Raw genomic sequence first — 25421 nt, forward strand, 5'->3', positions numbered from 1 at the left:
TTCTCCTATTCTGGGATTTGTTGGGTGATGCAGTGGATATTGCCACCACCTAAGAGAATATCTCTGGCTGGTATTCCTACCACTTCACGGTCTGGGAAACACTTACTGAGGATATCCAAGGCCACTTGGTCGTTTACATCCTGAAATTGTGGCACTAAGACAGACTTGTTGGCGATATAGAAATTGACATAGGAAGCTGCAAGACGTTCACCTGCATAGCGCTCTTCTTCACCTTCTTCATAGATGTAGCCTGGCAAATCCTCTTCGGTTACAACTTGATGAAGCACTGGGATTGGAAGTTTATGAATAGTGAAGGAACGCCCTTTTGCATCCGTTTCCTTCTCTAAAAGAGCTAAATCAGCTGCTGACATGGCATGCTGAGGATCGTTTTGATCATCTGTCCAAGCCAAGACAAGCTCTGCAGGACCGACAAAAGCTGCAACATTGTCAACGTGTTCATTGGTTTCGTCCTGATAAATACCATAAGGAAGCCAAATAACTTTTTCAGCGCCAAGATAGTTCAATAATCTTCTCTCGATTTCCTCTTTACTGAGATGAGGATTGCGTCCAGGACTTAGAAGACAACTTTCAGTCACAAGAATGGTTCCTTGACCATCGCTATGGATCGCGCCTCCTTCCAGTACAAAAGGTTTGGCATCATAGACAGGCATTTCCAAGACCTCAGCAAACCGACTGGCTACTTGGTCATCATCTTCATAGTCTTGGTAGAGACCATCAACAGCACCACCCCAAGCATTGAAAGACCAATCGACTGCCAACTTTTCTCTTTTTTCATTGAGTAGAATAGTCGGACCCGTATCACGCGCCCAGGCATCGTTGGTGGGAATGTCTAAATAAACGACCTTGTCTCCAAGATAGGATTTGGCTTCAGATAGATAGTCCTGCTCCACCAAAAGGTAAACCCTTTCCTCTTCTGATATGGTCTCAATGATCTGAGTAGATGCTGCTTTAGCAGCTTTTCCTTGAAAAGGCCATGATCCTGGTCGAGTCGGCCATATCATGAGGGTACCATGATGGGGTTCGTACTCTGCTGGCATACGGTAGCCTAATTTCTTTGGACTGTCCATCATGATAACCTCCCTTTAAAGTCTTGGTAGCTGAAGGCTTTGACTAAGCTGCAGTCACCCTGCTCGTTCATGATATAGAGACTTGGGAGGCCAATACCGTTAAAAGTATTATTTTTGACAAATGAGTAGATTGCCATGTCTTCAAAGTAAAGTCTATCTCCAATTTCAACTGGATTTTCAAAACTATAGTCGCCAATCACATCACCCGTCAGACAAGTATTGGAAGAAAGTCTATAGGTATGGGATTTTTCCTGCGCCTTAAAGCCATTTCTCAAAGGTGGACGATAGGGCATCTCAAGTACATCTGGCATATGGCAGGTCGCGGACGCATCTAAAACCAAGGTCTCCATACTGTTTTCTACAATATCCAATACTTCCGTTGCTAGATAACCAGCATTGAGCGCAATAGCTTCACCCGGCTCGATATAGACTTCAAGATTGTAAGTATATCGGATACGCTTGATTTCAGAAATCAGCAAATCTACATCATAGTCTTCTCTTGTGATGTGGTGTCCTCCACCCATATTGAGCCATTTGACCTCATGTAAATAAGGTCCAAACTGTTTTTCTACAGCTTTCAAAGTTGTCTCTAAATCATCCGCCCCTTGCTCACAAAGGGTATGAAAATGAAGGCCATCCACCAAGTCCAGCAAATCACTCGGTATCTTGTCTAGAGTAACTCCAAAACGGGATCCAGGAGCACAAGGGTCGTAAAGCGCGTGATCTCCTTGAGTTGAACACTGAGGGTTGAGGCGCAAACCGACACTGACACCAGCTTCTCGGCAACGAGGGCCGTGTTTACGCAACTGTCTCTCTGAATTAAAGACGATATGGTCTGTTATCTCAAGCAATTTCTCCAAGTCTGCATCTTTAAAAGCAGGTGCAAAAACATGAACTTCCCCAGGGAACTCTTCTCTAGCTAACTTAGCTTCATAGAGACCACTAGCCGTCGTACCAGACAGATACTGGCTAATCAAGGGATAGGTTTTATAGAGGGAATAAGCTTTCTGAGCAAGTAAAACCTTGCAACCGGCTTCTTCCTGAACTTGCTGTAAAATAAGGCAGTTGGCTTCTAATTTGGCTAAGTCAATGACATAGGCTGGTGTTGGTACTTGTTCTAGCTTCATTAGTCCACCATTTGAGGATTTTCAACCACAACCCAAGGTAATCCATACTCATTCAAAGCTTCCATGAATGGATCTGAATCCAATTCTTCAAGGTTATAGACTCCAGGTTGTTTCCAAGTTCCGTTCATAACCAATTTTGTCCCAATCATGGCTGGAACTCCTGTTGTGTAAGAAATAGCTTGTGAACCAACTTCGGCGTAACATTCCTGATGGTCGCAAACATTGTAGATATAGATAGTCTTTTCAACGCCGTCTTTGATACCTGTAAAGATACAGCCGATATTGGTTTTTCCAACTGTACGTGGGCCAAGGCTGGCAGGATCTGGAAGCAAAGCTTTTAAGAATTGAATTGGTACGATGTCTTGTCCGTTAAAGTTAATTGCATCCGTGCGAAGGAGCCCGACGTTTTCCAAGCATTTCATGTGCGTTAGATAGGATTGGCCGAAAGTCATAAAGAAACGAATCCGTTTGACTCCAGGAATGTTTTTGGCCAATGATTCAATTTCTTCATGGTGAAGGAGATACATGTCTTTTTGACCAACTTGAGGGAAATCATACTCACGCTTGATTGACATGGCTTCGACTTCGACCCATTTTCCATCTTCCCAGTAAGAACCTGGCGCAGAAACCTCGCGGAGGTTGATTTCTGGGTTGAAGTTAGTCGCAAACGGATAACCGTGGTCACCACCATTACAGTCTAAAATGTCGATATAGTGGATTTCATCAAAATAGTGTTTCAAAGCATAAGCTGAAAAGACACTGGTCACGCCTGGGTCAAAACCAGAACCAAGAAGAGCAGTTAAGCCTGCTTCTTTAAATTTCTCCTGATAAGCCCATTGCCATGAGTAGTCAAAGTAGGCTGTAAATCCAAGTTCCTTGCAACGTTTTTCATAAATGGCACGCCATTCTGGATCTTCTGTGTCCTCAGCCTCATAGTTGGCAGTGTCGATATAGTGGACACCTGTCGCCAAACAAGCATCCATAATGGTCAAATCTTGATAAGGAAGTGCTACGTTCAAAACAGCTTCTGGTTTGTAGCTTTCAATCAAGGCAATCACGTCTTCTACCTTATCAGCATCAAGAGTAGCTGTCTCAATTTTAGTACTTGTTTTGCCTTCTAATTTAGCCTTCAAGTCATCACATTTTGACTCAGTACGGCTAGCAATCATAATTTCTGTAAAGGTTTCACTATCTTGGCAAATCTTTGAAATAGCAACTTGGGCAACGCCCCCACATCCAATAACTAATAAACGACTCATTTTTTTCCTTCCTCTTCTTCTAAAATGTCCTCAACATACTTGGGCAACATAAATGCCCCCACATGTAAGTTTGCAGTGTAGTATTCTGTGAAAAGCTGGCGTTTTTTCCAGCCTTCCTTGTCAAAATCTTTGACAGGGTGGTATTTTTTCGATGCAAATCCAAACAACCAATAACCAGCAGGACTGGTTGGGATATGGGCCTGATAAACCCGGCTGATTGGAAAGGCTTGATTGACCTTGCGGTGCATGCTTCGGCAAGCTGACTCATCCTCGTCAAAGAAGGGACTCCCATGCTGATAGATCATGATGCCGTCTTCTTTGAGAGCTCTGTAACTGTTTCCGTAAAATTCCTTGGTAAAGAGCCCTTCCGTATGTCCAAATGGATCTGTCGCATCGTTGATGATAATATCGTAGTCATCTTCACAGTTTCGCAAAAAGCGAAGACCATTTTGGTAGTAAATGGTAACACGAGGGTCATCTAGCCCCGCAGCAAAGTCTGGGAAATACTCACGACAGACCTCAACCAGCATCTCATCTGGTTCCACAATATCGATTTGCTCCAGTTCAGGATAGAGCGTCAATACTTGGGCAACACCGCCGTCGCCACCCCCAATAACCAATACTTTCTTTGGATTAGGATGCACAGCCATGGGAACATGGACCGTCATTTCATTGTAGACAAAGTCATCCGCATCTGAAAACAAGACATGGCCATTTAAGATTAATATTTTTCCAAAAGCTGGCGTGTCTAAGACTTCTATATCCTGCCATTCACTTTTACCGGCGTAGAGTTGCTTGGCGGTTCTCAGGGACAATTTCACATCTGGAGTATGAACTTCAGAAAACCATAAATCCATCTAGTTCTCCTTTCTCTCAATAACATTAATGTGATTGACCTCTGGATCTTCCGTTCCTTGGAGGGAGCAACCACGTTCCTTGGCAAACAGGATATAATCCACAATTTCTCGTGTAATCCGTTCACCAGGAGCCAAAATTGGAATCCCTGGAGGATAACACATGACAAATTCCCCACAGACTTGTCCAACAGAATCATCCAAAGTTAAACTTCTTCTCTCTGAATAAAAGGCATCCTGAGGAGATAGCACTAACTCTGGTTGGATATATTCTCCAGCTATCAAGTCTTTTCCATCTCTCGAGTAGAGTCTCTTGATATCCGCCAGAGCACCGACTAAGCGCTCGATGTCTTGGATGCGGTCACCGATTGAAATATAAGCCAAGATATTCCCAATATCCCCAAACTCGATCTGAATGTCGTATTCATCTCGCAAGAGGTCATAAACCTCTATCCCTGTTAGCCCAATTCCCTGAGTATAAACTGACAGCTTGGTCACGTCAAAATCACAGACCGATGCACCATCTATCAACTCTTTTGAGTAGGCATAGTAGCCACCGATAGCATTGATTTCACGACGAGCGTACTCGGATAGTTCAATGACTTTCTCAAAAGACTCTTTGCCACGAAGGGCCAAGTTTCGTCGAGAAATATCCAAACTAGCCATAAGTAGGTAAGATGCAGATGTAGACTGGGTCAGGTTGATGATCTGACGAACGTACTCAGGATTCATCTGGTCACCGATTAGCAGGATGGAGCTCTGGGTCAAACTCCCACCAGACTTATGCATAGAGACCGCCGCCATATCAGCGCCAGCATCCATAGCAGACAGTGGCAATTTATCTGTAAAATGCAAATGCGCTCCATGGGCTTCATCCACTAAAACCAGCATGCCAGCTTCATGAGCCATTTCCGTTAAACCTTTTAGGTCTGAACAAATCCCATAGTAAGTAGGATTATTAATCAAAATCGCCTTAGCATCTGGATGTTCCTTAACAGCCTGGGCAACTCGGTCATTTTCAAGACCTAAAGCGATGCCGATTTTAGGATCCACACTCATCTCGATATAGATGGGAATGGCTCCACATAGAACCAACGCATTGATAGCAGATTTGTGGACATTTCGTGGCAGAATAATCTTATCTCCTGCCTTGCAGGTGGAAAGAATCATAGTTTGAACTGATGAGGTTGTACCGCCAATCATGAGAAAGGCATGGGCTGCTCCAAAAGCATCCGCAGCTAGCTCCTCTGCATCCCGAATAATCGAAATAGGATGGCCGAGATTATCCAAGGGTTTCATCGAATTGACGTCGATGCCAACACATTTTTCTCCTAATAGTTCAACAAGTTCCGGATTTCCTCGTCCACGCTTGTGACCTGGCACATCAAAGGGAACAATCCTTTTCTTGCGTAGCTTGACCAAGGCCTCATAAATTGGGGCTTGGTTTTGATCTAACTTCTTCAAGACATACTCCTTTACCATATTTTTAGCACCTCAAGAAGATAAAGGCGACTAAAGGTTGACTTATGAAAAAAGAGCAGGTTTTCACCTGCTCTGCAATCTTCTGACGTGTGTATTTTGGTTTCTGTTGAGTATGTCTGTTCCTGATGTTTCCTAACTCTCTAGTAGCAAATATTACGTACTTTATTGATCGTTTCACAAGATGACGTGTGCTTTCACCACACTAAAATTTATGAATTAGGACAAGCGTCCTAACATCAACTTATAAAAGTAGGCTTTTAACCCTATCAATAATGTGGCTTTTCAACCACGCTTCGGCATTCAACCCTGCCTGTCCGTAGGCATTTTTTACTCGGGTTTATATTTGCTAGAAAACATCATCTCATTTTCTAAGCCTTATAACTATACCATGTTTATAAGAGCTTGTAAAGGATTTTGTGAAACTTTTTTAAACAATTTCTTTTTTTGTTCGTGAAATATTACTCAACAATAAAAAGAAACCGTTTAAAATTGAAATCAAAAAACAAAAACAGGAACTAAATTGATTAGTTCCTTTGTTGAATCATAAGTATAGTCAGTTATTCAAAATCTTATCTACTTATCTCGTGCTACTTGAACAGCTAGTTCAAAATCAGTCATCATATAATTTTCATCTAGGCGGATGAGACCATAGTACTCATTCCAAAATAGCGAATCACTGTTGCTGGACCACTTTAATCCATACCATAGTTGAGTGACATCACTTGTATTTGATGGTGGAATTGACCATAGATGCTTCTTGAAAGTTTCTTGAACAAGAGAAACTTTCAGTCGTGTAGTCAAGTCAAGTTCATTTAATTTGAAAGTAATAGAATGTTTTTTCGCTGCCTCAATACTGTCCTTGTTAAATCGAACCTGAATAACCTTAGAATCTTCTATAGCCACATCATAGTCCTCAGCACCGTAAAAGGAAATACTGCCCAGTACTATGCCATCTTTTGCTAGGAGGTAGGGAGCATAAGGAACAGCATTGCTATCAAGCCTGAAGCCTTTTTCGATGGTAACTGTTTTATCTCCAGGATACTTTTGGAAACTGCCATCTGTCAGGAGCTCTTCGTAGTCGCTAGCACCATCGCTCTGTCTTACATAGATGTCAAAACCAGCATCCATCAGCTCACTGGCTTTAGTTTCTGCTAAAATGATTTTACTTTCATTAATTTGCAAAATTGGTGCTTGAGGTGGCAAACCAATCGTGAGATTAAACATGACTCCTACCAGAAAGACCATAAAGGTTATAAGGAGAGCAAGTAAAGACTTTCCAGTCCTTTTTCTTGCATTGAAAAGAGCCATTATAGCTGGGAGGAGGATCATTTTGGCTAAAATAGAATTCCCAACACCACCTCTATTTAAGGTCTGAAAAGCAAAGACTCCTGCAATAGCAATCAGGGACAGGTAGACCAAAATCTCACCTAGACCCAGCTTTTCAGTTCGAGTTTGTTGGTTTACAGGCGTTTCGTACAATGACTGCCCATTCTCTTTCCTCTTTTTTAGAAAGAGATAAAAGCCCAGACCAAGTAGCAGATTAAAGATTGCAAAAACTATTAAAGTACCTATTATCGCCGTTCTAGCCATGGCTCTCTACTCCTTTATGTTCTCTCACAAATCTTATCTTTCTCTTTAGTACCCAATTCCCAATCAATAAAACCAGCAAGAAGAAGGGGCCGCCTTCTATCAGCACAATCGGTAAAGCCAGTAGAGCAATCATCAAAAAACTAGCTTTCTTTTGACGCCAACTACCGCCCCATTCTCCGTTTATTAGTACCCCCAAATAGTCGATGTAGTCAGTAAACCAAGCCAATAAGGGATTTTGAAAATCATTGAGCCTTAGGTAAATGAACATAGCAGAATATAGCAAAACATAAAGAATTCCAAAGACTAGAATAATCTTTTGACTAGTTCGAGTAGCCTCTAGAACGATTTTTTCTCTGTTTTCTGGTTTTATTTCCTTGAGACTTGGGTTCTTACAAGAGAGTTTTTCAAATCTATAGACCAGAAATCGGTAGAGATAATACTTGTTTATATCACGCTTCATAAAACCCCCAATCTAGGAAGGACACTCAATTATAAATCATGGTTTAAACATCTAATTTCAAGGAATTTCCTTCCAAATAGACGGCTTTTGACTCAGTGATTTTGATTTTTTGGTCCTCTGAAAAGCCAATGGTTTCACCGTCCTTTAAGGTGACATCACTGCCTAAAACATACTGAAGAATAGACAAGAGAAAATAATATAGGTCATCGCTATTTATAGGAGACTCGATAATTTCAATCTCAGTTTTTCCAAACTCTTTCAAACCATAAGTGTAAATACTAGTTTTATCTCCCTGGTTGATAATTCCCATATAAATCCAGAGTTGAAGGGGAAGCATTTCTTCTTTCAAAAGGTCAGCCAGGTCTAGATAAAGATCTTTGGGCAAGAGCAAGGTGGTAGAACCCTGATAAATACCAATAGCTGATTGACTAGTTTTTAGGATAGAGGCATTGACTTTAGTTAATAGGGAATAAGTTTCTACTGGCGAAAGATTGTCAGACAAAATAGAAACAATGGCGTGTTGTGTGTGCTCCTGTGTATCCTTCTCAACATCCTGCCAGAGGTAAGAATAGGCATACAATTCTTCAAATTCTTGACTTGGGATAGGCAAATCCATTAAAGCCAGCGCAACGAGAGCACCATCAATCACAAAGGTTGCACTAGAATCATCACCAGAAACTTCAGAAATTTCAAGTCCCCAGTGAGATTTCAATTCCTGAACAATCTGGTCTAAAGAATAAGCCTGCTTGCCTTTGAAGAGGGGCATGGACAAGGTAAGGGTCTTTTTCTTCTCTGACTTTTCTTTCTTACTAGAAAATAGATTTTTCAAAAATTTCATAGGACTTCTCCTTTTTTTCATATCAGTTGGGAAGCAAAGCTATCTTGCTCAAAGTGAGTCGAGATACCAAGTTTCCTCATCTTCAAAACCGTAAAATTTCTCATCAAGTAGCCAATTTCCATCCACCAATCTAAGTACAAACTGATGCTTCATTTCTAAAGCTTCTTGATAATGGGTAATGACTCTTGCTTCTTCAGCTTTTGTCATGATAAAAGCTACAGAAAAATCATTCGTTTGAACATAGTTATACTCACTTGGGGATCCATATGAATTTCGAACTCCTCCTTCCAAGCATTTTTGAGTCACTCGTCCAGTTAGAAGTTGCATTTGCTTCTGAAAATAATCATCCATAAGTTCATCCCACTTGGGATGAAGTTGATTTGATGGGATGCCGAGGCCTTCTTTTTCCTTATCCAGTGCTCTGTTACGCTCAAAAATTTCCTCTTCTAACAAGGTTAAACTTTTGAGTAAATCAAGCAATGGTGTGATAATTATTTCTGCCAGAGTTTGATATTTTTCAGGGGTATTTTTATAGTTCACTCTCATAATAAACCTCTTAATCATCTTGGATTAATTGCTTTAATTCTAGGTCTGAAAGAAAGCCTTCCATGTAGAGTTTTCTAAGTAAATCTTTATCTACGGTAATTTCATAATAGTCAGTCACAAACTCATGAAATCTCTCAAAGCTATCAAAAAGGTAAGAAAGCAACCATTCTCCACCATCCTGATCTTGGTAAGTCTGTTGATGCGCGTGACCGTCATACCAGATAAAGAAGGTTGTTTCATCTTTTTGATCTTCAGAATAAAGTGAGAGATACTTTTCATCCAGACCTTTATAAAAACCATCAATGACGTCTTGATCCCACTCGTCAGCAGCAAACTGGCTTAAACCACTTTCATGATCAAAACCTTTTATGAGGATCATTTTATCAGTCAAAACCACATCTAGAGAATCACCAGAGCCATTGTCAATAAGGTAGCGGAATCCATAGTCTTCTTCAGTCTTAATCACGAGTCTGAGCCAATCCTCACTCGGATCTGTCAGATATTCGTCAATGACTAGCAAGGCATCTAAGCGCGTCTTTATCTTGTCCCAATCAATCTTTCTCATCTCTAAAAACCTCCATCTTATTCTTCGATTTATCAAGATCACAAGCTCTGTAACGAGCTGTTAGATAGCCTGAAAAGCTAATCTGAGGGATATTCCACTCATTAGGCAAATAAATCGAACAATCTACCTGATCACCTAGAGGGGAACTTGCTGAGAAAACATATCTTCCCAAATCCTCATTATTAAGATTTCTTTCAACTTGACTCAATCTGCTAGTATTGAACCAGTCTTTAAACAGTAGCCAGATTTGCTCGGCATCTTCGTTTAATAGGGGGACTTTCAAATTGTAGCTGATTCCGACTCTACATCTTTTTTTGAATCCTGACTCATCAGCCTTACAAACTTTTATCGATCCCTTATCATACTGCCAGTTATCACTATCTAATAGGGGAAATTGAACAGATAGATTGTCTTTAAATCCCTGCATAGTATCAAATAAATCTTTGGAGGCAGCTTCGAATAATTCTAGTTCTTCCATAGTCTTCTCTTTAATTTTCATAGCTAATCACATTTCGATTTAATCTGCATCAACCCAGATCTGGTATTTTTGACAATGTAGACATCTAAACAAATAACCACAGATAGGCCCGTCTTTGACCAAGTAGTCTTCTACCTCTTGATATTCTTCACGCGCTTCATAGTCTGCCAAGACTTGCTCAGCGATTCCCATATCCTTCAATTCTCGAGTTCCAACTGTACCCAAGTAAGCACAATAATCTTGGCAACAAGAAAGCCAATATTCTCCCTGCCAACTAGAGTAGCCTGGGGTCTGACAAAAAAGCAGCTGATTCTTTTCTGGATCCAATTCTTCCTGCCACTCGGCATCTTGGATAAATTCCGCATCGAATTTCTTTCCTGCTAGCCCATTTGCAATGCACATTGGGCAAAGGTATTCTATATCCTCGATACAATAAGGGATCAAGTCATAATAAATATTGCTTTCTTTCCCACAAGATGGACAAAGCTTGGCTTCTCCTTCAACAAATGAACCTGTAGCTAAGGGATCTGGATGATAGAGAAAATGAGGTAAGTCTTTTAACAAGTCCTGTCTTTGCTTCTTCTCTTCTTTTCTTAGAGGACGAGGAAGGGCAAAACGATCGCCATGACTCTGACTCATTTCTTGTAAACGGCTCAGTTTCTTTAATTGTTTTCGGTCTGGTTTATCTAAGATTTCGGTAAATAAGCTAGCTATAGGCACTAGTGTAGAGATCCAATTGTTCATAGAGGTCAACTAAGACTTTCTTAGCTTCTAAATCATCAGACTTAGCTAATTCATCAGCTAAATCATAGAGTTCCGCAAGACTGGAAGAATTTCCATCTTGTTCTAGGTATTGCTTTTTTAAAGTAATATACTTTTCTAGAAATGGATTCATGGGACTACCTTTCTAATGGAATATAAAAACCTTAACAAATAGTCACTAAGACATTCCCCTTATGGTTTAAGATTTCCTTGTAAAAGTCTTTCATTTTGACAAAGCAGGTTAAAATATCATCCTTGATTTCTTCCTCTTCCTCAAGATAATCCCAAATATCAGGATACAAATCAGCTTTCTTGCATGCTTCCATACTAAAGTTAGCCATAGCTCTGTCCATGTCAAAACTTTCTAAAGCTTCTACGATCTCAGCTATCTTGTTTTTTTCAGTATAGGCCATATATTCAGATACATCCTCTAGAGGAGTCACTCCTAAAACCGCTTCTCTCAAGGGATTGTCATCCAAAAATTCTGAACTACTAAATCCTGTCAAGACAAAGATCAAGGCATCCCACATTTTGTCAATATCTAGTAAGATATCATGACTATCAGCGGAATCCTCTGCAAAATCTAACAAGTCATCTTCTTGATTGGAAAGAGCTTTTATTTGTTCTAATTCATTGTCTGGTAAATATTGATAATTGGCAATCATTCCCATGATTTTACTCCTTTGAATCAGTTAGTATTATACGGATCTTTCTAGCTCTATTTCCCTAGAAAATGCTATAATGGAGCTAAGAAATTGTTTTATTGAATGTTAAATAGGGGGAAATAGTAATGTTCACTAGTATTGTTTTGGGTTTTTATGCTCTTTTCTTTCTATCCTTGTCCTTTACTATCTATCTCTATATCAGACTTGTAGTTGCGGTCAGACAAGGGAAAGATGTCCCAAAATGGATCTATAAACTCGGCCATGCCATTCAAGGTAGAATTCACGTTGACTATGAAGAAATCACAGATGCTAATGCCCTTAAAGAGATTCATTGGTTCTTGCTGATCTATTTAATCGTAAATCTACTGGTATTGGCTGGCTTCTACTATCATGGCAATAGCTTTCCGCAAGCAATTTATGAATGTTTGAAAAAACAATTTTTTATCGTACTTGTTAGTATGGTTTTAAAAAGTATTGGTAAATTTATTGTACTAGCTATAAGAAAAAACTTTCATAACAGTCATGCTTATGCATCAACCAACGCTTTTGTCGGGACAGCCTTTTTAACGAGTTATGTTTTTATGTTTTGCATGATGATGAGTGGTCTTCCAGCTCAACCTGTTCCAGTAACCATTCAAGATACCACTGTCATTATCGGGGAGACCAAGGCTTCCGAGCTTTTAGACCAAGGCTTTACCTTTGGAGATAAAGGCGCAGAGAGTTTCATCACCAATCCAAAAAACGACCATTTCTACTACGGCCAGCTTCTCGAAATCAAGCGTGAAGATCAGTCCTATGGTTTTATGATCCTTACTCCTACTGGCAAAGATACTGATCAACTCAAAAACTGTGTCATTACCTACTATAGAACGCCTAAGGATGCCCATCAATTGCAGGGGATTTCTATCAATCATGTCAGTTTAGCAAATCTCAAGCTCCAAGATTTTCAAACAAGAAAATTAATCGATATCTTTGAAGTCAATCCTGCTGATTACAATGTCGCTGAGACTGACTCAAACTACATCCTAACCATTCAAACGGCAGATTACGACCTCTGGAAAAGATACAGGATTGAAGCCAAGTTCAATTCAGATGGTTCCATAGATAGTTATGGTGTTAGAGCTCAACACAGTATGTGGGAATAAGATAGTATCATTTCAATACGAGCAAGTATAAGATTAAGTAAATGATTAAAAACTACTTAATCTTATGCTTGTTCATTTTTTCTTGGAAAATATCTGTAAGAATTTGTCGCAATTCTTGAGCTTCCTTTTCTGGAAGTTGACCTTCTTGTTTAGCAACAGCGTACAATTCCGGATATTCAAGAGAAATTCTCTTGACTGTACGTGTAATAGCATGTTTTCTAACAAAAAACGGAATCCGTTTAATCATATCTTGAGGAAGTAAGGCGATAATCTTATCGGCAGTTTCCTTATCGTTAAGCTTAGAGAAAGTTAGTCCCTCTTTAATCATTTCTTGTTCTTTTTCGGTAAAATCTTGTAATTCCATATATCTACTCCTTATCTTCAACAACTTGTTTTTGTATGAGAGCTATTCTAACTATTCATGAAAATGGTTTATCTAGATACTCCCGTGTATGTTTCCCTCTGTTAAAAAATTCTTATTCTTTCGGTTGAGAATATACTTCGATATGCTGACCTAGTACCTTGATTTCTACAGGTAGATTATCGGATTTGTCACCATCAACATCCGTTTCCAATTCACTATCTGAAGAGATTTTTATATGTCGAGCTTTCAGATACTCGATATTGTCATTTACGACAACATCCCCTTTTAATAAATCAGGGATAACTGACAATTTAGTAAGAATTGACGCATCTTTTAGAATCAAAATATTAGCATAACCATCCTTGTCTTCATCAAAGATTTTTTTGTCAGCGAAATAATTTGTGAGGAGAACTAAAACATGACTGGCTGGGCCAATGTAATTACCATTATCAGTCTCAACTTTAATGTTAAATGCTTGATCTGTAACCACAGACTTCATGGTATTAATCGCATAGGCGAGCATACCAAACTTTGTTTTATCTTCTATCCCAACGTTGTGGATAGCTTCTGGCAAAGAGCCAATACTAAAGATATAACCAAAATAATTTCCATTTGATTTTCCAATATCAATCTTGTTGGTAGAACTGAAATCAAGCTCGTCAATAGCACTATCAATATCCTGAGAGATTTCTAATAGTTTCGTAATGAGATTTCCAGTTCCCCCTGGGATAATCGCCAGTTTAGGAATATAGTCTTTCTCAGCAATACCAGAGATTACTTCATTGACAGTCCCATCTCCACCAAAAACAAGAACTGCATCATACTGCTCTCGAGCAGCTTCTTCTGCAAAGTTTGTTGCATCTTGCGCTTTTTCCGTAATTTTAATCTCTACATCATCAAAGTAGTCTCTAGCTTTATTCTCCAGCTTCACCTTATAATCCAGAGCTTTTTCACCTCCAGAGGTAGGGTTGATGATCACCATAATTTTATTCATTTATTGTTCTCCTGTCATTAGATTTTCTTACTTTAACTAACCATCTCAAGTTTGGTCCATATAAATTTTGACCGCTTGGTATTCCTGCTCTTTAGCATAGGCAAACACCTCTGAATCTCTAATGTAATCAAAGATATTTTCCTCTAAATCTTCATCCCAGATCGATTCATGAAATATTTCATTCTCTTGACATGCTTCATAGAAAATATCGAGGTGAACCTGATAAAACTCTTCATCTTCATTTGAAGCTTGTCTTACTAAGGATAGTTGAAACATTGGCTTATCAGATATAGCTGTAAATGTCCCTGTTTCAAATAAAATCATCTCATCCTCAATAGGCTGACGACACAAGTCTTCAAAGATTGCTACTATTTCCTCTAAGGGCATCTTATCGGTGATTCTTTCTCTTAAAAATTCAAGTGATTGCTTCATATTTTTTCTCTTTCTAGATGTTTTCGTTCTTAGAATAATCCTATTAAAAAATTGAATCCCTACACCTTTTATTATACTACATAAACAGAAAAAAAGACCTAACCAGCGGGCCCTTACCTTTGTCTCAGTCTAGATCTTTTTGATAATCGGAAAAACCTCTGTAAGGACGTCTATCCCAAAATTAATTCCCTGTACTTGGTAGTGATAGATTGGGGCTAAGCAAAATTTAAAACTCACAGATACAACTTTCTTCTCGCATTCTTTAGAAATTTTCACGATTAACTTCTTCAAAATAGTCATCCAGATGATGGTAGATTTGCATATCTTCTTCTGAACCATCTTTCAAAACTGCAAATACCTTCACTTTATCATCATTGACAAATACGAAATTATGTTCACCAAAATAAGCCTGATAACCCTTGTCAACTAAGGTCCAAAGTTCATCTTTTGTTAAACCAAAAATATCTTTTTTTACCAGATAGGTTTTCCCGATTTCCATTTTCATGATAGATATTTCTCCTTAAGAAGCTAGATAGTGCTAGATGTTTCTCTTTACTGCTCAATCCGTCTACTAAAGCAGTGGCATACACTCACAAAGAACTTTGGTTGACTATTGAATATCTTCCATCGCTTCTTTCACATATCCTTCGACATCTTCAATCTCTACAAACAACGGGTCTAAGTGACATAGGAAGTGCTAATCTTCGGTGTCGCGTTTTCTGTAGATAATCGCTTCACCGTCTTCACTTCCGAAAAAGCTTCTGTCGACTTCGTACCCTTTGCTTTCTAAGAAAGCTTTTGCCTTGCGGAAGTTTGCTTCTCTGGCTTCGACATAAGCTTTCACTTCATCGTTGTTAACGACATACGCGTCTACTTTTGTAGCTCCTTCGATCACTTTATCGTTTTTAAAGGATAGATTCGAAACCTCTTTCCAAATAATGTCCACATTTTCCTCAGAATTAAACGAAAACCTAGATAAAGGGACAATATTTCCGTTAAAGACAATCTCCATATAATCCGATAGATTTTTTGAATTAAAATATTCCACTTCAAAACCATCTTCGTTTTCTAATGTATACCCAGGGATTTGAGTTACAAATTCCCGTCCTTCTTCTAAAGTCTCAAATAAGACTAAATCCTTTGAATAATTGTTTTGGTACAATTCCAATATAACCATCGATAACCCTCCGTCATTCAGTATCGGTCCGCATAACGCCTATCTATTATTTTATTACAACCGTTTCTTCCCATCGTCTAAGCAACTCTTTCAAAGGTTCAGCGAGATAGCTATAGGCCTTGTCCTTGATCCACTCAGGAATTCCATAAGCTGCTTCTGCTATACTACCTGTAATTGCAGCGAGAGTATCACTATCCCCACCAAGGGAAATCGCATTTCGAATCGCATCTTCAAAATCTGTACTTTCAAGAAATGCAATGATGGCCTGAGGTACTGTATCCTGACAGGTTTCATTGAAACGATACGTAGGACGGATGTCATCTAGAGATTGAGAAAGGTTATACCCATACTCTTTCTCGATGTATTCCTTTATTCGTCTTTTACACTCTGTAGGATTGCCGTTGATTGGTTGCTCATAATCCCCACAATAACCTCCAAAGTAATAACGACACAGAAAGATCGCATCAGTTGTCGCCATGGCTCCCTTGATACCTTCAGGATGATTATGGGTGACTTCTGCAGAAAGTCGTGCAAGCTCTCTAGTTGATGGCGTCATACCAGTTCTCGCACAAAAACCGCAGTCCATGACCCAAGCACATGGAGAAACACGCATAGCAGATCCATTTCCAAAGCTATTATAAGGCTCACGATTGTCACTATTGATCCAACTACTAAACCGAGCACCGTAGCCCGCATCGGGATACAACTTGCCGTATTTCTTCATAGCATCAATAAAGTCATCCTGGTGACCACCATTCATAATAGCCTCAGCAACAGCGCAGGTCATGACAGTATCATCTGTGAAAAAACAATCCTCACGAAATAAAGGAAAATCCTTCGTTTTGATATTGTTCCATTTGTAAACAGATCCTACAATGTCTCCGATAATTGCTCCAAGCATAAGATTCCTCCTTGTAAACTATTGGTTTAGACTGATTTTTCTACTTCCTATACTCGTTTATTCTATCAGCATATTCAGTCAAAAGATTTTTTGAATAAATTTTTTCATTACTTGAATTTCTAACTTCTTTCCAAAGGATGGAAGCTACTTTTAGTTTATTCGAGTAATTGTGACTATTTTCGTCTGCACAGAAATCCTTTAGAAATTGGTTCCATTGACAAACCGAATGATCATACTTGGCATAATCTGAATTTCCATGATAAACTTTTAGCATATCCTGTATTGTGAAACTCAAATCATTGTCGCTTTTTACTTTTCTCCAAGCAGTCGCCATATCGGCAGTAAATTTAAAGGGCGAAACCTCTGTTAAAGTTGAGAAATATTCTCTAAAGTCTGCATTAAAGGAGAATTCACATTCAAGTAAGGGCGTATCTAAGGTAAGGACTTCTACTCGTTTCTTTTTCCTTTTTACTGTTGATTTTTTAATCAATTTCCCCTTAAAGTACTGCTCAATATTATGATTGAGTTCCTGTTTTGTACATCTATATTCAAGCCCTAATGACTTGCATATCTGTGAAAGTTCATCACGATACCAATAGTATTTATTAAACTCATCAAACGATGTGATTGCATCAAACTTAGGTCTGCTCTCTATCAATATTTTACCTCCTTAAAAACAGTTTAGGTTTTCATCTCAAAATAATGGAGTTTTAGTTTCTTTATTTTGAGGATTAGCTACGTTTCTCTAACAAGCTCATACACTCAGTGGTTCGGACTTACCGTATCATCCGTGAAAAAACAATCCTCACGAAATAAAGGAAAATCCTTCGTTTTGATATTGTTCCATTCGTAAACTGAACCTACAATATCTCCAATAATTGCTCCTAGCATCCGTTTCCTCCTTATGGCATATCAGATTCGTTACACATTTCTAATGAATCACTCTTTAAAAATGGCACTACCAAATCAATCCACTCTTGAGGCAGGTAAGCTGATAAATAGCCGTGGTTATAGCCCTTTGCTTCATACAAAATTGTATTTGAATGTAGCTGATGAAATAATTTCGCTGATGCTTTCACCCAGTTCAATTCTTTTTCACCATAAATATAAAGAACCTGCGACTTACTAGCAGAAATCGTATCCTTTAGCTTGTAATGCCCCATATAGGTTTTGTAAATGGTCACCAATGTTTTGACAGGCGTCCTTGGCAAATCCTCCAAATAATAAGCTTTTATTTCCTCTGGATAAGCCAGTTTAGGATAGAGTTTGTTCATCATGCTTAACTGAAGTTTGCAAGAGAATTTATTGAACATCAACTTACCAAATAGAGACACTAGAAAGATGCTGATTTTAGCTAACCTTGGTTGAGGAATACAGAGGCTTCCGTCTATGATGGCCTTCTCAGCAATTTCACTGTCTAAAGACAAAAGCTCCATGGCAATTTGACCACCAAGTGAAACACCACCGATTGCAAACAATTTCCCACCACAGTTTGCTTTGATATAGTCTAGAATCTCCAAAGCAGAATCTTCAGTAGAAACATAATCAAGTTGATATTCCTCGCCGTGGCCATTCAAAGTTGGTAGAATAATACGGTATTCTTTTGACAAGATTCGTGCTTGACGAAGATAATTCCACCAAGAACTGCCACCACCATGCATCAGTAAAATAGGAGGCAAATTCTTATCACCAAATTCATGGAATTTCATGTTTAAACTCCTTACTGTAGGACTTTCACTAGATAAATACTTGTTAAATCAGTTTGAACAAGCAGTGATGCCTCATCAAATAGAAAAGTCTCTAACATTGATTATCTAGAATGACCATACGTTACTTTCAATAATGGATATCCTGATCTAAATTTTAAAATGTTGTTTCATTACTAATTCTATTACTAGCCAATATAGTATAAATCAAATAACCAATAAAAATGATAATAAAAATAAGATTAATTTTTAACACAAAATAGAGATTTAACAAATTTGCGAACGCATGAAATAATATACAGTATCCCACAGATTTCGTTTGACGGTAAAGAAGCCCTAAAACAAAACTTAAAAATAATGTATATATAAAAAATAAAATAAAAGGAAATCCTTGATGACTTTCTCCAACTATAAACCATAAAGGCAGATGCCATATTCCCCAAATTGATCCTACAATCAAATTAGATTGCCAATAAGTATATTTTTTATCAAGTAATGGTTGTAATATTCCTCTCCATCCTAATTCTTCATGTCCACCACCAAAAAAAATTAATTGAATAAAGAATAGTGGCATTAGATAAATTGATACTTCATTCAATTCTAAAGAAGATACAGAAAATAGTATCAAAATTGCTAACATATGATAAATGAAATAAATACTACTATTTTCTATCTTATTAAGTAAAAAATGTTTAAATTTTATATTATTACTTTTTAAATAAAAGCCACTTGCAATAGCTGGACCAAGTGCACCAACTATATGTAATATTCTTCCTATAAATGTCTCTAATCCCAAAATATAAGATTGTGTAAATATGGCAAGAAGCCCCCAAGATATATAAGTAATTCCAAATGTAAAACAAAGATAATTTTTTAAATTCCTTTTATCAATTTCTGTCATTTTTTTCTTCCTAATCTTGATTATTTTATGAATAATATTTTTACTGCTTCTTAGTTGCTGTCGATTATAACTACCTATATTTTATCACAAAAATACAAAAAAAGCCTTACAATCAAGGCTTTTCATAATTCCTTTCGTTACAAGGTTTGCAAACTTTTACCAGCAAAGCTACACACTCAACGGTTCGGACTTACCGTATCATCGCGTCGGTGCCCCTCCTCATTCTACGAGTCCTATCGCATGGACGGAACATCTCCTTCTAGTTCGCTGATGTTTCAGCTCGTACAAGCAGTGACACCGCCTCAACATGATGCGTTTGTGGAAACAAATCCACCGGTTGTACTTTCTTCAATTCGTATCCCAACTCTTGGTAGAGTTTGATATCACGCGCCATAGTTGCGACATTACATGAAATATAAGCAATGCGGTCTGCTCCTGTTTGAGCGCTTGCCTTGATAAAGCTCTCGGTCAAGCCCTTGCGTGGAGGATCAACCAAGATAACGGTTGGTTGGATACCTTTCTTGAGCCAGTTCTTCATGGCATTTTCAGCAGTGTCACAGACATAGTGGGCATTGTTGATATTGTTTAATGCAGCATTCTTCTTGCTATTCTCCACTGCTTCTGCAATCACTTCAACACCGTAGACTTCCTTGACATGCTTGGCAACGGATAATCCAATCGTTCCAATACCAGAATAAGCGTCGATCACCACATCATCTTCTCTTAACTCCGCAAAGTCAATAGCTGTTTGATAAAGTTTCTCTGCCATTTCTGTATTGACCTGGTAAAAGGCTGGGCCAGCGATTTGGAAGTCATTTCCCAACATCTGGTCCGTAATATAGTCTTGACCATAAAGAGTCTTCCACTCCTTACCAAAAATCGCATTGGTATTCTGGTCGTTGATATTTTGCATGACAGACACAATCTCTGGGAACTGGTTGATGACTTGTTCAATCAATTGGTCGACACGAAAAACTTTCGGACGAGTTGTCACTAAAATGAGCATGATTTGTCCTGAATAGTGCCCACGACGAATCACAAGATTCCGAATCAAGCCAGACTGTTCCTTTTCGTCATAAGGTTTTAAATCAAAACGACGAAGCAAATCGCGTAGAACTACTACGACTTGGTCAATAACAGGATCCTGGATAAAGAAATCTTCAAGAGGCATAAGGTCATGCGAATTTTTACGGAAAAAGCCAGTTTCCAAGACACCATTCACTCGACAAACGGGCACCTGTGCCTTATTTCGATACTTGATTGGATGGTCCATGCCGAGCGTTTCAGCGACCTCTACATCTGTAATACTAGCAATCTTGTAGAGACTGTCTTTGACTTGCTTGGTTTTAAACTTGAGCTGCTCTGGATAAGCAAGATGCCCCAAATCAGCTATACCTGAACGTAGATAAGCTAGGTCAAGGTCTTGGTTACGATACGGAGAATGTGTAAGGTATTCTTCAACTTTCCCATAGCCAATCTTTTTATTGACCTTAAGGACTCGCATGAGGATTTTCTCAGTTGGTAGAGCATTTTCTACAAAGAAAACCAAACCATCCACCTTAGCAACACCAGCACCTTCATGGGTCAAATCAACAACTTCAACTTCTACAATATCATTTTTCTTTAGCATATTTTTCACTTTCTATCAGCCGACAAAAAAAGACGGCAACATTTCTGTTCCCATCTATTATATCATGAAATGACCTAAGCACCAAAACTCTTGAAGAAGTTGACAATGGCTTGCCAAAGAGAACTCAAGAAATTACCACCGTCTTCTAGCGCTTTATTGGCATCAAAGTTGAGGTTGATATTTTTGAAGCTATCTCCAGCTTGGGAGACAATGCTTTGCTTAAGGTCATTTAGGGTTTTAGTGAAATCAGCATTATTCAAGATGTCACTCTTTGAGAGGTTGAGTGCAAAATTGATGATGATATTGACCTGGTTTCCTGTTATAACCTGATCGAGTTTGTAGTTTTTTAGTGTGTCTTCTACAATTTTGCGGACATCCTCTTCTGTCAAATTACCTTTGGCTTCTTTTGCTTTTGCGATTCCTGTCTTGATATCTGCCAAAGCGACATTGAGTTTATTAGCATCGTAGCCTGATTTGTCCTTGTTTTCAGCATTAATATCGGATAAGGTTTTTAGCTCCTCTTGGGCCAAGTCTTTATTGGCTTGCGGTACTTTGGCACCATTGGCCTCTAACGAGTAGTAAATCCCTGCTAGGGCGCTCTCACCTGTAACTGGAATGGGTGCTGCAACTGTGATTTTTGCATGCTCCACTCCCAGCGTCACTGCTGCGTTACGGTACATATCCTGCGTCACCTTGGTGATGTTTTCAGGCGTTTCAATTTTGACCTCTAGAGGCGACTTATCACCTAGCTTTTGAATCTTGGCTGATGAATAGAGCTGTAGACTAGCATCATTAGCCACATTCATAATTTTCGAATAGATATCAGGTGTCATAGTTTTGATATCTTTGGTGTCTTTTGATGCATCATAGCCAAGTTTGCTAAGAGTTTGATTTTTCTGGTCTTCAGATAGAGAAGAACCTAGAACATATTCAGGTTGTACATAGGTTTCATCGATTACTTTTTGAACATCGGTTGCTGCGTGGACGCTCGTCATAGCTGTTGCGGCCCACAATACTGCAGCACTTATTAGAAAGAATTTCTTTCTCATGGGATATTCCCTCCTTTACCTTTCTAGGTTAATAAAACAATCTTAAAGAAAACTTATAGCAAAAAACACCTAGTCTAGCCAGATGTTGAAAAGAAAGTGAAACATTTGATGATGTAAAGATTTAGTTGTACCTGTCTAGAATAGTAATAGTTTCCACCATTTACATAGAGTTCAGCTCCGTGAAAGATAGAAATAGGGTGAATATAACTATAGGTCTTTCCAGTGGTATTGCCAAGGATTGGGGCAACAGTATCACGGGAATAACGCTTGGCCAGTGCTAGCGTATTTTTCTTGCCATTCTGAGCGATAAAGTCGATATAGGCAGGTCCAAAATTATAGGCTTGAACAGCGGTCCAGACATCTACCCCCTTGCTCTGAGCCAGATAGAGGTTATCTGTTAGAGTTTGAATACCTTGACGAATACTAGAGGCATTATCATTGATAGTGTTGGTTGAACCACTTGCAGACTCACTAGACTGCATGACATCCCCTTCTTTTCCCTTCGTTTCGGTATAAATCATAGCGAGCACTAGCTCTTCATTTGCTGGAGTATCTTTTTCACTCAAGATTTCTCGAACCATGGGTTGATAAGTCATGACTTGTTTGACGTCTTGGTGAACTCGGTAAACTTTATAACCAGCAAAAAGGAAGACTGCTAGCACTAGCATTCTTCGTATAAATTTAAACATTATTTACTTTGAATATCCTCGATATTTTTGATTAAGATAGAATAGGTTCCATTGTCATTTTGAATAAACTCAACAGACTCCGCATCTTGATAGACGTTATTGGGAACGATGAGTTCAATTCCATTTGACAAGGAGAGTTTTTGGTTTTCAAATTTCTTGAGTTGGCGACTGGCATCAATTTCATCGAACTGGACTGGTTCTGGTACAGCTTCTTTGACTTGGTCGATAAAGCTCAAACGAGCCGTCAGATTGTTATCAAAAAGGTCGTTAGCTAATTTCTCGGGTGACAGTTCATTGCTTTCTTCAAGATTGTTGAAAATCGCTGATTTGACCTTGGATTGAAATTGGAAGTCATCTGTGTTAAAAGATTCAGCAATTCTCTGGGCCGTTTTTTCCAGCTTCTTGATAGATTTCTTTGGTGAAATCTTAGGGGCAACGTTTAAGAGATTATCTGAAAAATAGTTCAGGAAAGTCCCATTGTACTTGATACGTTTTTCGATGAGGTGGTACTTGCGACTCTGTAGATTAACCACCAAGGCCTCGTCAGCCCCCGTTCCAAATCCCGGCAAGTTATTCTGAGTTAGCTTGATTGGATTGTCAACTTCTCCTCCGAGGTGAGTCAAGGTCTCACGCAGGGCAATTCGCAAGAAAGCAAAATGTTCAACGCCTTCTTTAGAAAACTGAACAAAAACCAAGTCATTGGTCTTGAGATTTTCAGAAATGCTAAACTCCTCTTTCCAGAGATTAGCCAGTGTTACTGATATCTCCAACAAATCGTCTGTGATGTGATTGAAGAAGGGATTTTCTTCTTCGAAAATCCCAGTCTTGGCTTCATCTGAATACACGCGTTCGATTTTTTTACGTAGGTATTCTTCGATTTTTGGAGTGATATTGAGAAACTTATCCGCTAGGAACAGCTCGGTATCATCCGGACTGAATTGATGGATAATGGCTTTCTTAATATAAATGTCCATAAAAGTATTAGTCCTCGTATAGTGGGAAGGCATCTGTCAACTCTTTGACTTCACTTCTCACTTCTTCTAAGACAGCTTCATTTTCTGCATTTTTAAAGGTTTTAATGATGAGTTCAGCTACTTTACGGCTTTCTTCTTCACCAAATCCACGTGCAGTGATGGCTGCAGATCCGATACGAATCCCACTTGTCTTGAATGGTGACAAGGTTTCGTATGGAATCGAGTTTTTATTTAGGGTAATATTAACTTCATCCAGCAAGTTTTGAGCAACTTTTCCGTTTTCTACAACCTTAGTCACATCCACTAGGAAGAGGTGATTTTCAGTACCACCAGAAATGATACGGAAATCAGGGTCTTGCAAGAAGACTTCAACCATAGCCTTGCTGTTTTTGATGACATTAGCAGCATATTCCTTGAAGGCTGGATCCAAAACTTCTTTGAAGGAAACCGCCTTAGCAGCGATAACATGCTCCAAAGGACCACCTTGAATACCAGGGAAAATAGCTGAGTTGATTTTCTTAGCTAGATCCTCATCATTTGTCAAGATCAAGCCACCACGCGGTCCACGAAGGGTTTTGTGGGTCGTTGTTGTAGTGATATGAGCGTATGGTACTGGGCTTGGGTGAAGTCCAGCTGCAACCAAACCAGCGATATGGGCCATATCGACCATAAGCTTAGCCCCAACAGCATCTGCGATTTCACGGAATTTTGAGAAGTCGATAATTTGAGAATAGGCTGAAGCACCTGCTACAATTAATTTTGGTTTTACTTCTTGGGCTTGTTTCAAGATAGCATCAAAGTCCAAAAGTTCCGTTTCAGGATCCACACTATAAGAAACAAAGTTGTAGGTTTGACCAGAGAAGCTAACTGGAGCTCCGTGGGTCAAGTGTCCACCTGCTGCCAAATCCATCCCCATAACGGTATCACCTGGTTCAATCAAGGCCATGTAAGCCGCACAGTTGGCTTGGCTTCCTGAGTGAGGTTGGACATTAGCAAATTTAGCACCGAAAATTTCTTTTGCACGTTCAATAGCTAAAGTTTCTACCACGTCTACTACATCAGTTCCACCATAATAACGGCGTCCTGGGTAACCCTCGGCATATTTGTTTGTCAAGATAGACCCTTGAGCTGCCATAACAGCCTTGGAAACCACGTTTTCCGAAGCAATCAACTCGATGTTATTTTGTTGGCGTTCTTCTTCTTTGGCAATAGCATTCCAGAGATCAGCATCGTATGCTTTAAAATCGTCTTTGTCAAAAATCATAGGTCTTCTCCTTTATAGTATGACTGGTCCTTTAGTTTAAGAAAATATACTAAAAGATGCGAATAAACCGTTTCTGCACTTTATCACAAGTATAACCAACTTTTTCATAAAATGCATGAGCTCCCAGACGATGATCAGCAGAGTTTAAGCGGATAAACCCATAACCCCGTCTTTTTGCTTCTTGATCCAACCCTTGCAGTAAGCTTTTACCGATACCTCGCCCTTGTGCTTGAGGTGAAACCGCTAGACCTAAAATATTAAATCCTGCTTTGGAATAGAGGGATTCATAAACTTCAGCATGGACATATCCAAGTAGGACATGGCTGACCTCATCCTCATAGCCAAGTAGGAAATGATGAGAATCCTGAGATAATTTAGCTAGTTGACTAGCTGTGTCCTCTGAACTAAAAGAATAACCCAAAGCCTCTTGGTTAATCTCACATATAGCATTCACATCTGTTTCTTGCAAATCTCTTAGCAT

The 25421-nt window shown here is 39.0% G+C and carries 28 protein-coding genes and 2 pseudogenes; 1 reads left to right on the forward strand and 29 read right to left on the reverse strand.

The genetic code is table 11. The features are described 5' to 3' along the window. Positions 1-5 precede the first annotated feature (5 nt). From aguA to ACVX3R_RS04940, 13 genes and pseudogenes are all read right to left on the reverse strand, one after another. Complete coding sequence (gene aguA, locus ACVX3R_RS04880; RefSeq protein ID WP_458795656.1) at positions 6-1091, reverse strand: agmatine deiminase; 1086 nt, start codon at positions 1089-1091, stop codon at positions 6-8. After that, positions 1088-2215 carry a carboxynorspermidine decarboxylase gene (gene nspC, locus ACVX3R_RS04885; RefSeq protein ID WP_458795657.1) on the reverse strand — a complete coding sequence of 376 codons (1128 nt, stop codon included), beginning with the start codon at positions 2213-2215 and terminating at the stop codon, positions 1088-1090. Before nspC ends, aguA begins: the two co-directional genes overlap by 4 nt. After that, on the reverse strand, positions 2215-3474 hold the full coding sequence (locus ACVX3R_RS04890; RefSeq protein ID WP_458795658.1) for a saccharopine dehydrogenase family protein: 1260 nt from the start codon (positions 3472-3474) through the stop codon (positions 2215-2217). Before ACVX3R_RS04890 ends, nspC begins: the two co-directional genes overlap by 1 nt. Then, on the reverse strand, positions 3471-4331 hold the full coding sequence (gene speE, locus ACVX3R_RS04895; RefSeq protein WP_000366713.1) for a polyamine aminopropyltransferase: 861 nt from the start codon (positions 4329-4331) through the stop codon (positions 3471-3473). The genes ACVX3R_RS04890 and speE overlap by 4 nt, the downstream gene beginning before the upstream one ends. After that, complete coding sequence (locus tag ACVX3R_RS04900; RefSeq protein ID WP_458795659.1) at positions 4332-5792, reverse strand: aminotransferase class I/II-fold pyridoxal phosphate-dependent enzyme; 1461 nt, start codon at positions 5790-5792, stop codon at positions 4332-4334. 591 nt (positions 5793-6383) lie between these two features. Beyond that, positions 6384-7400 (reverse strand): hypothetical protein, encoded by a 1017-nt coding sequence (locus tag ACVX3R_RS04905; RefSeq protein WP_458795660.1) that lies wholly within the window; start codon positions 7398-7400, stop codon positions 6384-6386. Then, entirely contained in the window at positions 7393-7860 is a 468-nt protein-coding gene (locus tag ACVX3R_RS04910; RefSeq protein ID WP_458795661.1) for a hypothetical protein, read from the reverse strand. Before ACVX3R_RS04910 ends, ACVX3R_RS04905 begins: the two co-directional genes overlap by 8 nt. Positions 7861-7903: 43 nt before the next feature. Continuing rightward, complete coding sequence (locus tag ACVX3R_RS04915) at positions 7904-8698, reverse strand: DUF4261 domain-containing protein (protein ID WP_458794428.1); 795 nt, start codon at positions 8696-8698, stop codon at positions 7904-7906. Positions 8699-8746: 48 nt separating this feature from the next. Beyond that, on the reverse strand, positions 8747-9244 hold the full coding sequence (locus ACVX3R_RS04920; protein ID WP_458794429.1) for a hypothetical protein: 498 nt from the start codon (positions 9242-9244) through the stop codon (positions 8747-8749). Between the two features lie 10 nt (positions 9245-9254). Beyond that, positions 9255-9809 carry a hypothetical protein gene (locus tag ACVX3R_RS04925; protein WP_458794430.1) on the reverse strand — a complete coding sequence of 185 codons (555 nt, stop codon included), beginning with the start codon at positions 9807-9809 and terminating at the stop codon, positions 9255-9257. After that, entirely contained in the window at positions 9796-10308 is a 513-nt protein-coding gene (locus tag ACVX3R_RS04930) for a hypothetical protein (RefSeq protein WP_270747954.1), read from the reverse strand. Before ACVX3R_RS04930 ends, ACVX3R_RS04925 begins: the two co-directional genes overlap by 14 nt. 18 nt (positions 10309-10326) lie before the next feature. Next, a pseudogene (locus ACVX3R_RS04935) lies at positions 10327-11182 on the reverse strand (CbrC family protein). A 31-nt stretch (positions 11183-11213) separates the two neighbouring features. Beyond that, positions 11214-11720 carry a YfbM family protein gene (locus tag ACVX3R_RS04940; RefSeq protein ID WP_458794431.1) on the reverse strand — a complete coding sequence of 169 codons (507 nt, stop codon included), beginning with the start codon at positions 11718-11720 and terminating at the stop codon, positions 11214-11216. 119 nt (positions 11721-11839) lie between these two features. Here ACVX3R_RS04940 and ACVX3R_RS04945 point away from each other — a divergent pair, with 119 nt between their 5' ends. Beyond that, positions 11840-12859, forward strand: a complete 1020-nt coding sequence (locus ACVX3R_RS04945) for a hypothetical protein (protein ID WP_458794432.1) — start codon at positions 11840-11842, stop codon at positions 12857-12859. 52 nt (positions 12860-12911) lie between these two features. On the opposite strand, the gene ACVX3R_RS04950 is transcribed toward ACVX3R_RS04945, so the two are convergent. The 16 genes and pseudogenes from ACVX3R_RS04950 to ACVX3R_RS05025 form a co-directional block, all read right to left on the reverse strand. Then, a complete protein-coding gene (locus tag ACVX3R_RS04950) occupies positions 12912-13223 on the reverse strand; it encodes a hypothetical protein (RefSeq protein ID WP_000422663.1) in 312 nt (103 codons plus the stop codon). Between the two features lie 112 nt (positions 13224-13335). Then, on the reverse strand, positions 13336-14217 hold the full coding sequence (locus tag ACVX3R_RS04955; protein WP_167265605.1) for a diacylglycerol/lipid kinase family protein: 882 nt from the start codon (positions 14215-14217) through the stop codon (positions 13336-13338). A gap of 45 nt (positions 14218-14262) precedes the next feature. After that, positions 14263-14649 (reverse strand): hypothetical protein, encoded by a 387-nt coding sequence (locus ACVX3R_RS04960; RefSeq protein WP_000814114.1) that lies wholly within the window; start codon positions 14647-14649, stop codon positions 14263-14265. A gap of 262 nt (positions 14650-14911) precedes the next feature. Beyond that, a complete protein-coding gene (locus tag ACVX3R_RS04965; protein ID WP_000781504.1) occupies positions 14912-15154 on the reverse strand; it encodes a hypothetical protein in 243 nt (80 codons plus the stop codon). Between the two features lie 105 nt (positions 15155-15259). Continuing rightward, positions 15260-15826, reverse strand: a pseudogene (locus ACVX3R_RS04970) (hypothetical protein). Positions 15827-15872: 46 nt separating this feature from the next. Next, positions 15873-16727 (reverse strand): ADP-ribosylglycohydrolase family protein, encoded by an 855-nt coding sequence (locus tag ACVX3R_RS04975; RefSeq protein WP_458794433.1) that lies wholly within the window; start codon positions 16725-16727, stop codon positions 15873-15875. Positions 16728-16767: 40 nt separating this feature from the next. Beyond that, positions 16768-17385 (reverse strand): SAP domain-containing protein, encoded by a 618-nt coding sequence (locus ACVX3R_RS04980; protein ID WP_458794434.1) that lies wholly within the window; start codon positions 17383-17385, stop codon positions 16768-16770. Positions 17386-17489: 104 nt separating this feature from the next. Further along, the gene (locus ACVX3R_RS04985; protein ID WP_000900001.1) at positions 17490-17618 is read right to left on the reverse strand and encodes a hypothetical protein; all 129 of its coding nucleotides are present in this window, start codon (positions 17616-17618) and stop codon (positions 17490-17492) included. 11 nt (positions 17619-17629) lie between these two features. Continuing rightward, positions 17630-18436, reverse strand: a complete 807-nt coding sequence (locus ACVX3R_RS04990; RefSeq protein ID WP_000668470.1) for an alpha/beta hydrolase — start codon at positions 18434-18436, stop codon at positions 17630-17632. 154 nt (positions 18437-18590) lie between these two features. Further along, positions 18591-19334, reverse strand: coding sequence for a lysostaphin resistance A-like protein (locus ACVX3R_RS04995; RefSeq protein ID WP_458794435.1), 744 nt, complete (start codon positions 19332-19334; stop codon positions 18591-18593). Positions 19335-19593: 259 nt separating this feature from the next. Beyond that, positions 19594-20964 carry a 23S rRNA (uracil(1939)-C(5))-methyltransferase RlmD gene (gene rlmD, locus ACVX3R_RS05000; protein ID WP_458794436.1) on the reverse strand — a complete coding sequence of 457 codons (1371 nt, stop codon included), beginning with the start codon at positions 20962-20964 and terminating at the stop codon, positions 19594-19596. A 74-nt stretch (positions 20965-21038) separates the two neighbouring features. Next, on the reverse strand, positions 21039-22013 hold the full coding sequence (locus ACVX3R_RS05005; RefSeq protein WP_458794437.1) for a DUF1002 domain-containing protein: 975 nt from the start codon (positions 22011-22013) through the stop codon (positions 21039-21041). 74 nt (positions 22014-22087) lie between these two features. Beyond that, positions 22088-22702 (reverse strand): lysozyme family protein, encoded by a 615-nt coding sequence (locus ACVX3R_RS05010; RefSeq protein ID WP_458794438.1) that lies wholly within the window; start codon positions 22700-22702, stop codon positions 22088-22090. After that, complete coding sequence (locus ACVX3R_RS05015) at positions 22702-23676, reverse strand: nucleoid-associated protein (RefSeq protein ID WP_458794439.1); 975 nt, start codon at positions 23674-23676, stop codon at positions 22702-22704. The genes ACVX3R_RS05010 and ACVX3R_RS05015 overlap by 1 nt, the downstream gene beginning before the upstream one ends. A 7-nt stretch (positions 23677-23683) precedes the next feature. Beyond that, positions 23684-24940 carry a serine hydroxymethyltransferase gene (gene glyA / locus ACVX3R_RS05020; RefSeq protein ID WP_458794440.1) on the reverse strand — a complete coding sequence of 419 codons (1257 nt, stop codon included), beginning with the start codon at positions 24938-24940 and terminating at the stop codon, positions 23684-23686. A gap of 49 nt (positions 24941-24989) precedes the next feature. Further along, positions 24990-25421, reverse strand: a complete 432-nt coding sequence (locus tag ACVX3R_RS05025; RefSeq protein WP_458794441.1) for a GNAT family N-acetyltransferase — start codon at positions 25419-25421, stop codon at positions 24990-24992.

Source organism: Streptococcus sp. 517s, assembly GCF_054445985.1.

What these genes read in the sequence shown, in the direction of transcription:
- aguA (WP_458795656.1), bottom strand. Translation starts at nt 1,091, where the DNA reads ATGATGGACAGTCCAAAGAAATTAGGCTACCGTATGCCAGCAGAGTAC.
- nspC (WP_458795657.1), bottom strand. Translation starts at nt 2,215, where the DNA reads ATGAAGCTAGAACAAGTACCAACACCAGCCTATGTCATTGACTTAGCC.
- ACVX3R_RS04890 (WP_458795658.1), bottom strand. Translation starts at nt 3,474, where the DNA reads ATGAGTCGTTTATTAGTTATTGGATGTGGGGGCGTTGCCCAAGTTGCT.
- speE (WP_000366713.1), bottom strand. Translation starts at nt 4,331, where the DNA reads ATGGATTTATGGTTTTCTGAAGTTCATACTCCAGATGTGAAATTGTCC.
- ACVX3R_RS04905 (WP_458795660.1), bottom strand. Translation starts at nt 7,400, where the DNA reads ATGGCTAGAACGGCGATAATAGGTACTTTAATAGTTTTTGCAATCTTT.
- ACVX3R_RS04910 (WP_458795661.1), bottom strand. Translation starts at nt 7,860, where the DNA reads ATGAAGCGTGATATAAACAAGTATTATCTCTACCGATTTCTGGTCTAT.
- ACVX3R_RS04915 (WP_458794428.1), bottom strand. Translation starts at nt 8,698, where the DNA reads ATGAAATTTTTGAAAAATCTATTTTCTAGTAAGAAAGAAAAGTCAGAG.
- ACVX3R_RS04920 (WP_458794429.1), bottom strand. Translation starts at nt 9,244, where the DNA reads ATGAGAGTGAACTATAAAAATACCCCTGAAAAATATCAAACTCTGGCA.
- ACVX3R_RS04925 (WP_458794430.1), bottom strand. Translation starts at nt 9,809, where the DNA reads ATGAGAAAGATTGATTGGGACAAGATAAAGACGCGCTTAGATGCCTTG.
- ACVX3R_RS04930 (WP_270747954.1), bottom strand. Translation starts at nt 10,308, where the DNA reads ATGAAAATTAAAGAGAAGACTATGGAAGAACTAGAATTATTCGAAGCT.
- ACVX3R_RS04940 (WP_458794431.1), bottom strand. Translation starts at nt 11,720, where the DNA reads ATGGGAATGATTGCCAATTATCAATATTTACCAGACAATGAATTAGAA.
- ACVX3R_RS04945 (WP_458794432.1), top strand. Translation starts at nt 11,840, where the DNA reads ATGTTCACTAGTATTGTTTTGGGTTTTTATGCTCTTTTCTTTCTATCC.
- ACVX3R_RS04950 (WP_000422663.1), bottom strand. Translation starts at nt 13,223, where the DNA reads ATGGAATTACAAGATTTTACCGAAAAAGAACAAGAAATGATTAAAGAG.
- ACVX3R_RS04955 (WP_167265605.1), bottom strand. Translation starts at nt 14,217, where the DNA reads ATGAATAAAATTATGGTGATCATCAACCCTACCTCTGGAGGTGAAAAA.
- ACVX3R_RS04960 (WP_000814114.1), bottom strand. Translation starts at nt 14,649, where the DNA reads ATGAAGCAATCACTTGAATTTTTAAGAGAAAGAATCACCGATAAGATG.
- ACVX3R_RS04965 (WP_000781504.1), bottom strand. Translation starts at nt 15,154, where the DNA reads ATGAAAATGGAAATCGGGAAAACCTATCTGGTAAAAAAAGATATTTTT.
- ACVX3R_RS04975 (WP_458794433.1), bottom strand. Translation starts at nt 16,727, where the DNA reads ATGCTTGGAGCAATTATCGGAGACATTGTAGGATCTGTTTACAAATGG.
- ACVX3R_RS04985 (WP_000900001.1), bottom strand. Translation starts at nt 17,618, where the DNA reads ATGCTAGGAGCAATTATTGGAGATATTGTAGGTTCAGTTTACGAATGG.
- ACVX3R_RS04990 (WP_000668470.1), bottom strand. Translation starts at nt 18,436, where the DNA reads ATGAAATTCCATGAATTTGGTGATAAGAATTTGCCTCCTATTTTACTG.
- ACVX3R_RS04995 (WP_458794435.1), bottom strand. Translation starts at nt 19,334, where the DNA reads ATGACAGAAATTGATAAAAGGAATTTAAAAAATTATCTTTGTTTTACA.
- rlmD (WP_458794436.1), bottom strand. Translation starts at nt 20,964, where the DNA reads ATGCTAAAGAAAAATGATATTGTAGAAGTTGAAGTTGTTGATTTGACC.
- ACVX3R_RS05005 (WP_458794437.1), bottom strand. Translation starts at nt 22,013, where the DNA reads ATGAGAAAGAAATTCTTTCTAATAAGTGCTGCAGTATTGTGGGCCGCA.
- ACVX3R_RS05010 (WP_458794438.1), bottom strand. Translation starts at nt 22,702, where the DNA reads ATGTTTAAATTTATACGAAGAATGCTAGTGCTAGCAGTCTTCCTTTTT.
- ACVX3R_RS05015 (WP_458794439.1), bottom strand. Translation starts at nt 23,676, where the DNA reads ATGGACATTTATATTAAGAAAGCCATTATCCATCAATTCAGTCCGGAT.
- glyA (WP_458794440.1), bottom strand. Translation starts at nt 24,940, where the DNA reads ATGATTTTTGACAAAGACGATTTTAAAGCATACGATGCTGATCTCTGG.
- ACVX3R_RS05025 (WP_458794441.1), bottom strand. Translation starts at nt 25,421, where the DNA reads ATGCTAAGAGATTTGCAAGAAACAGATGTGAATGCTATATGTGAGATT.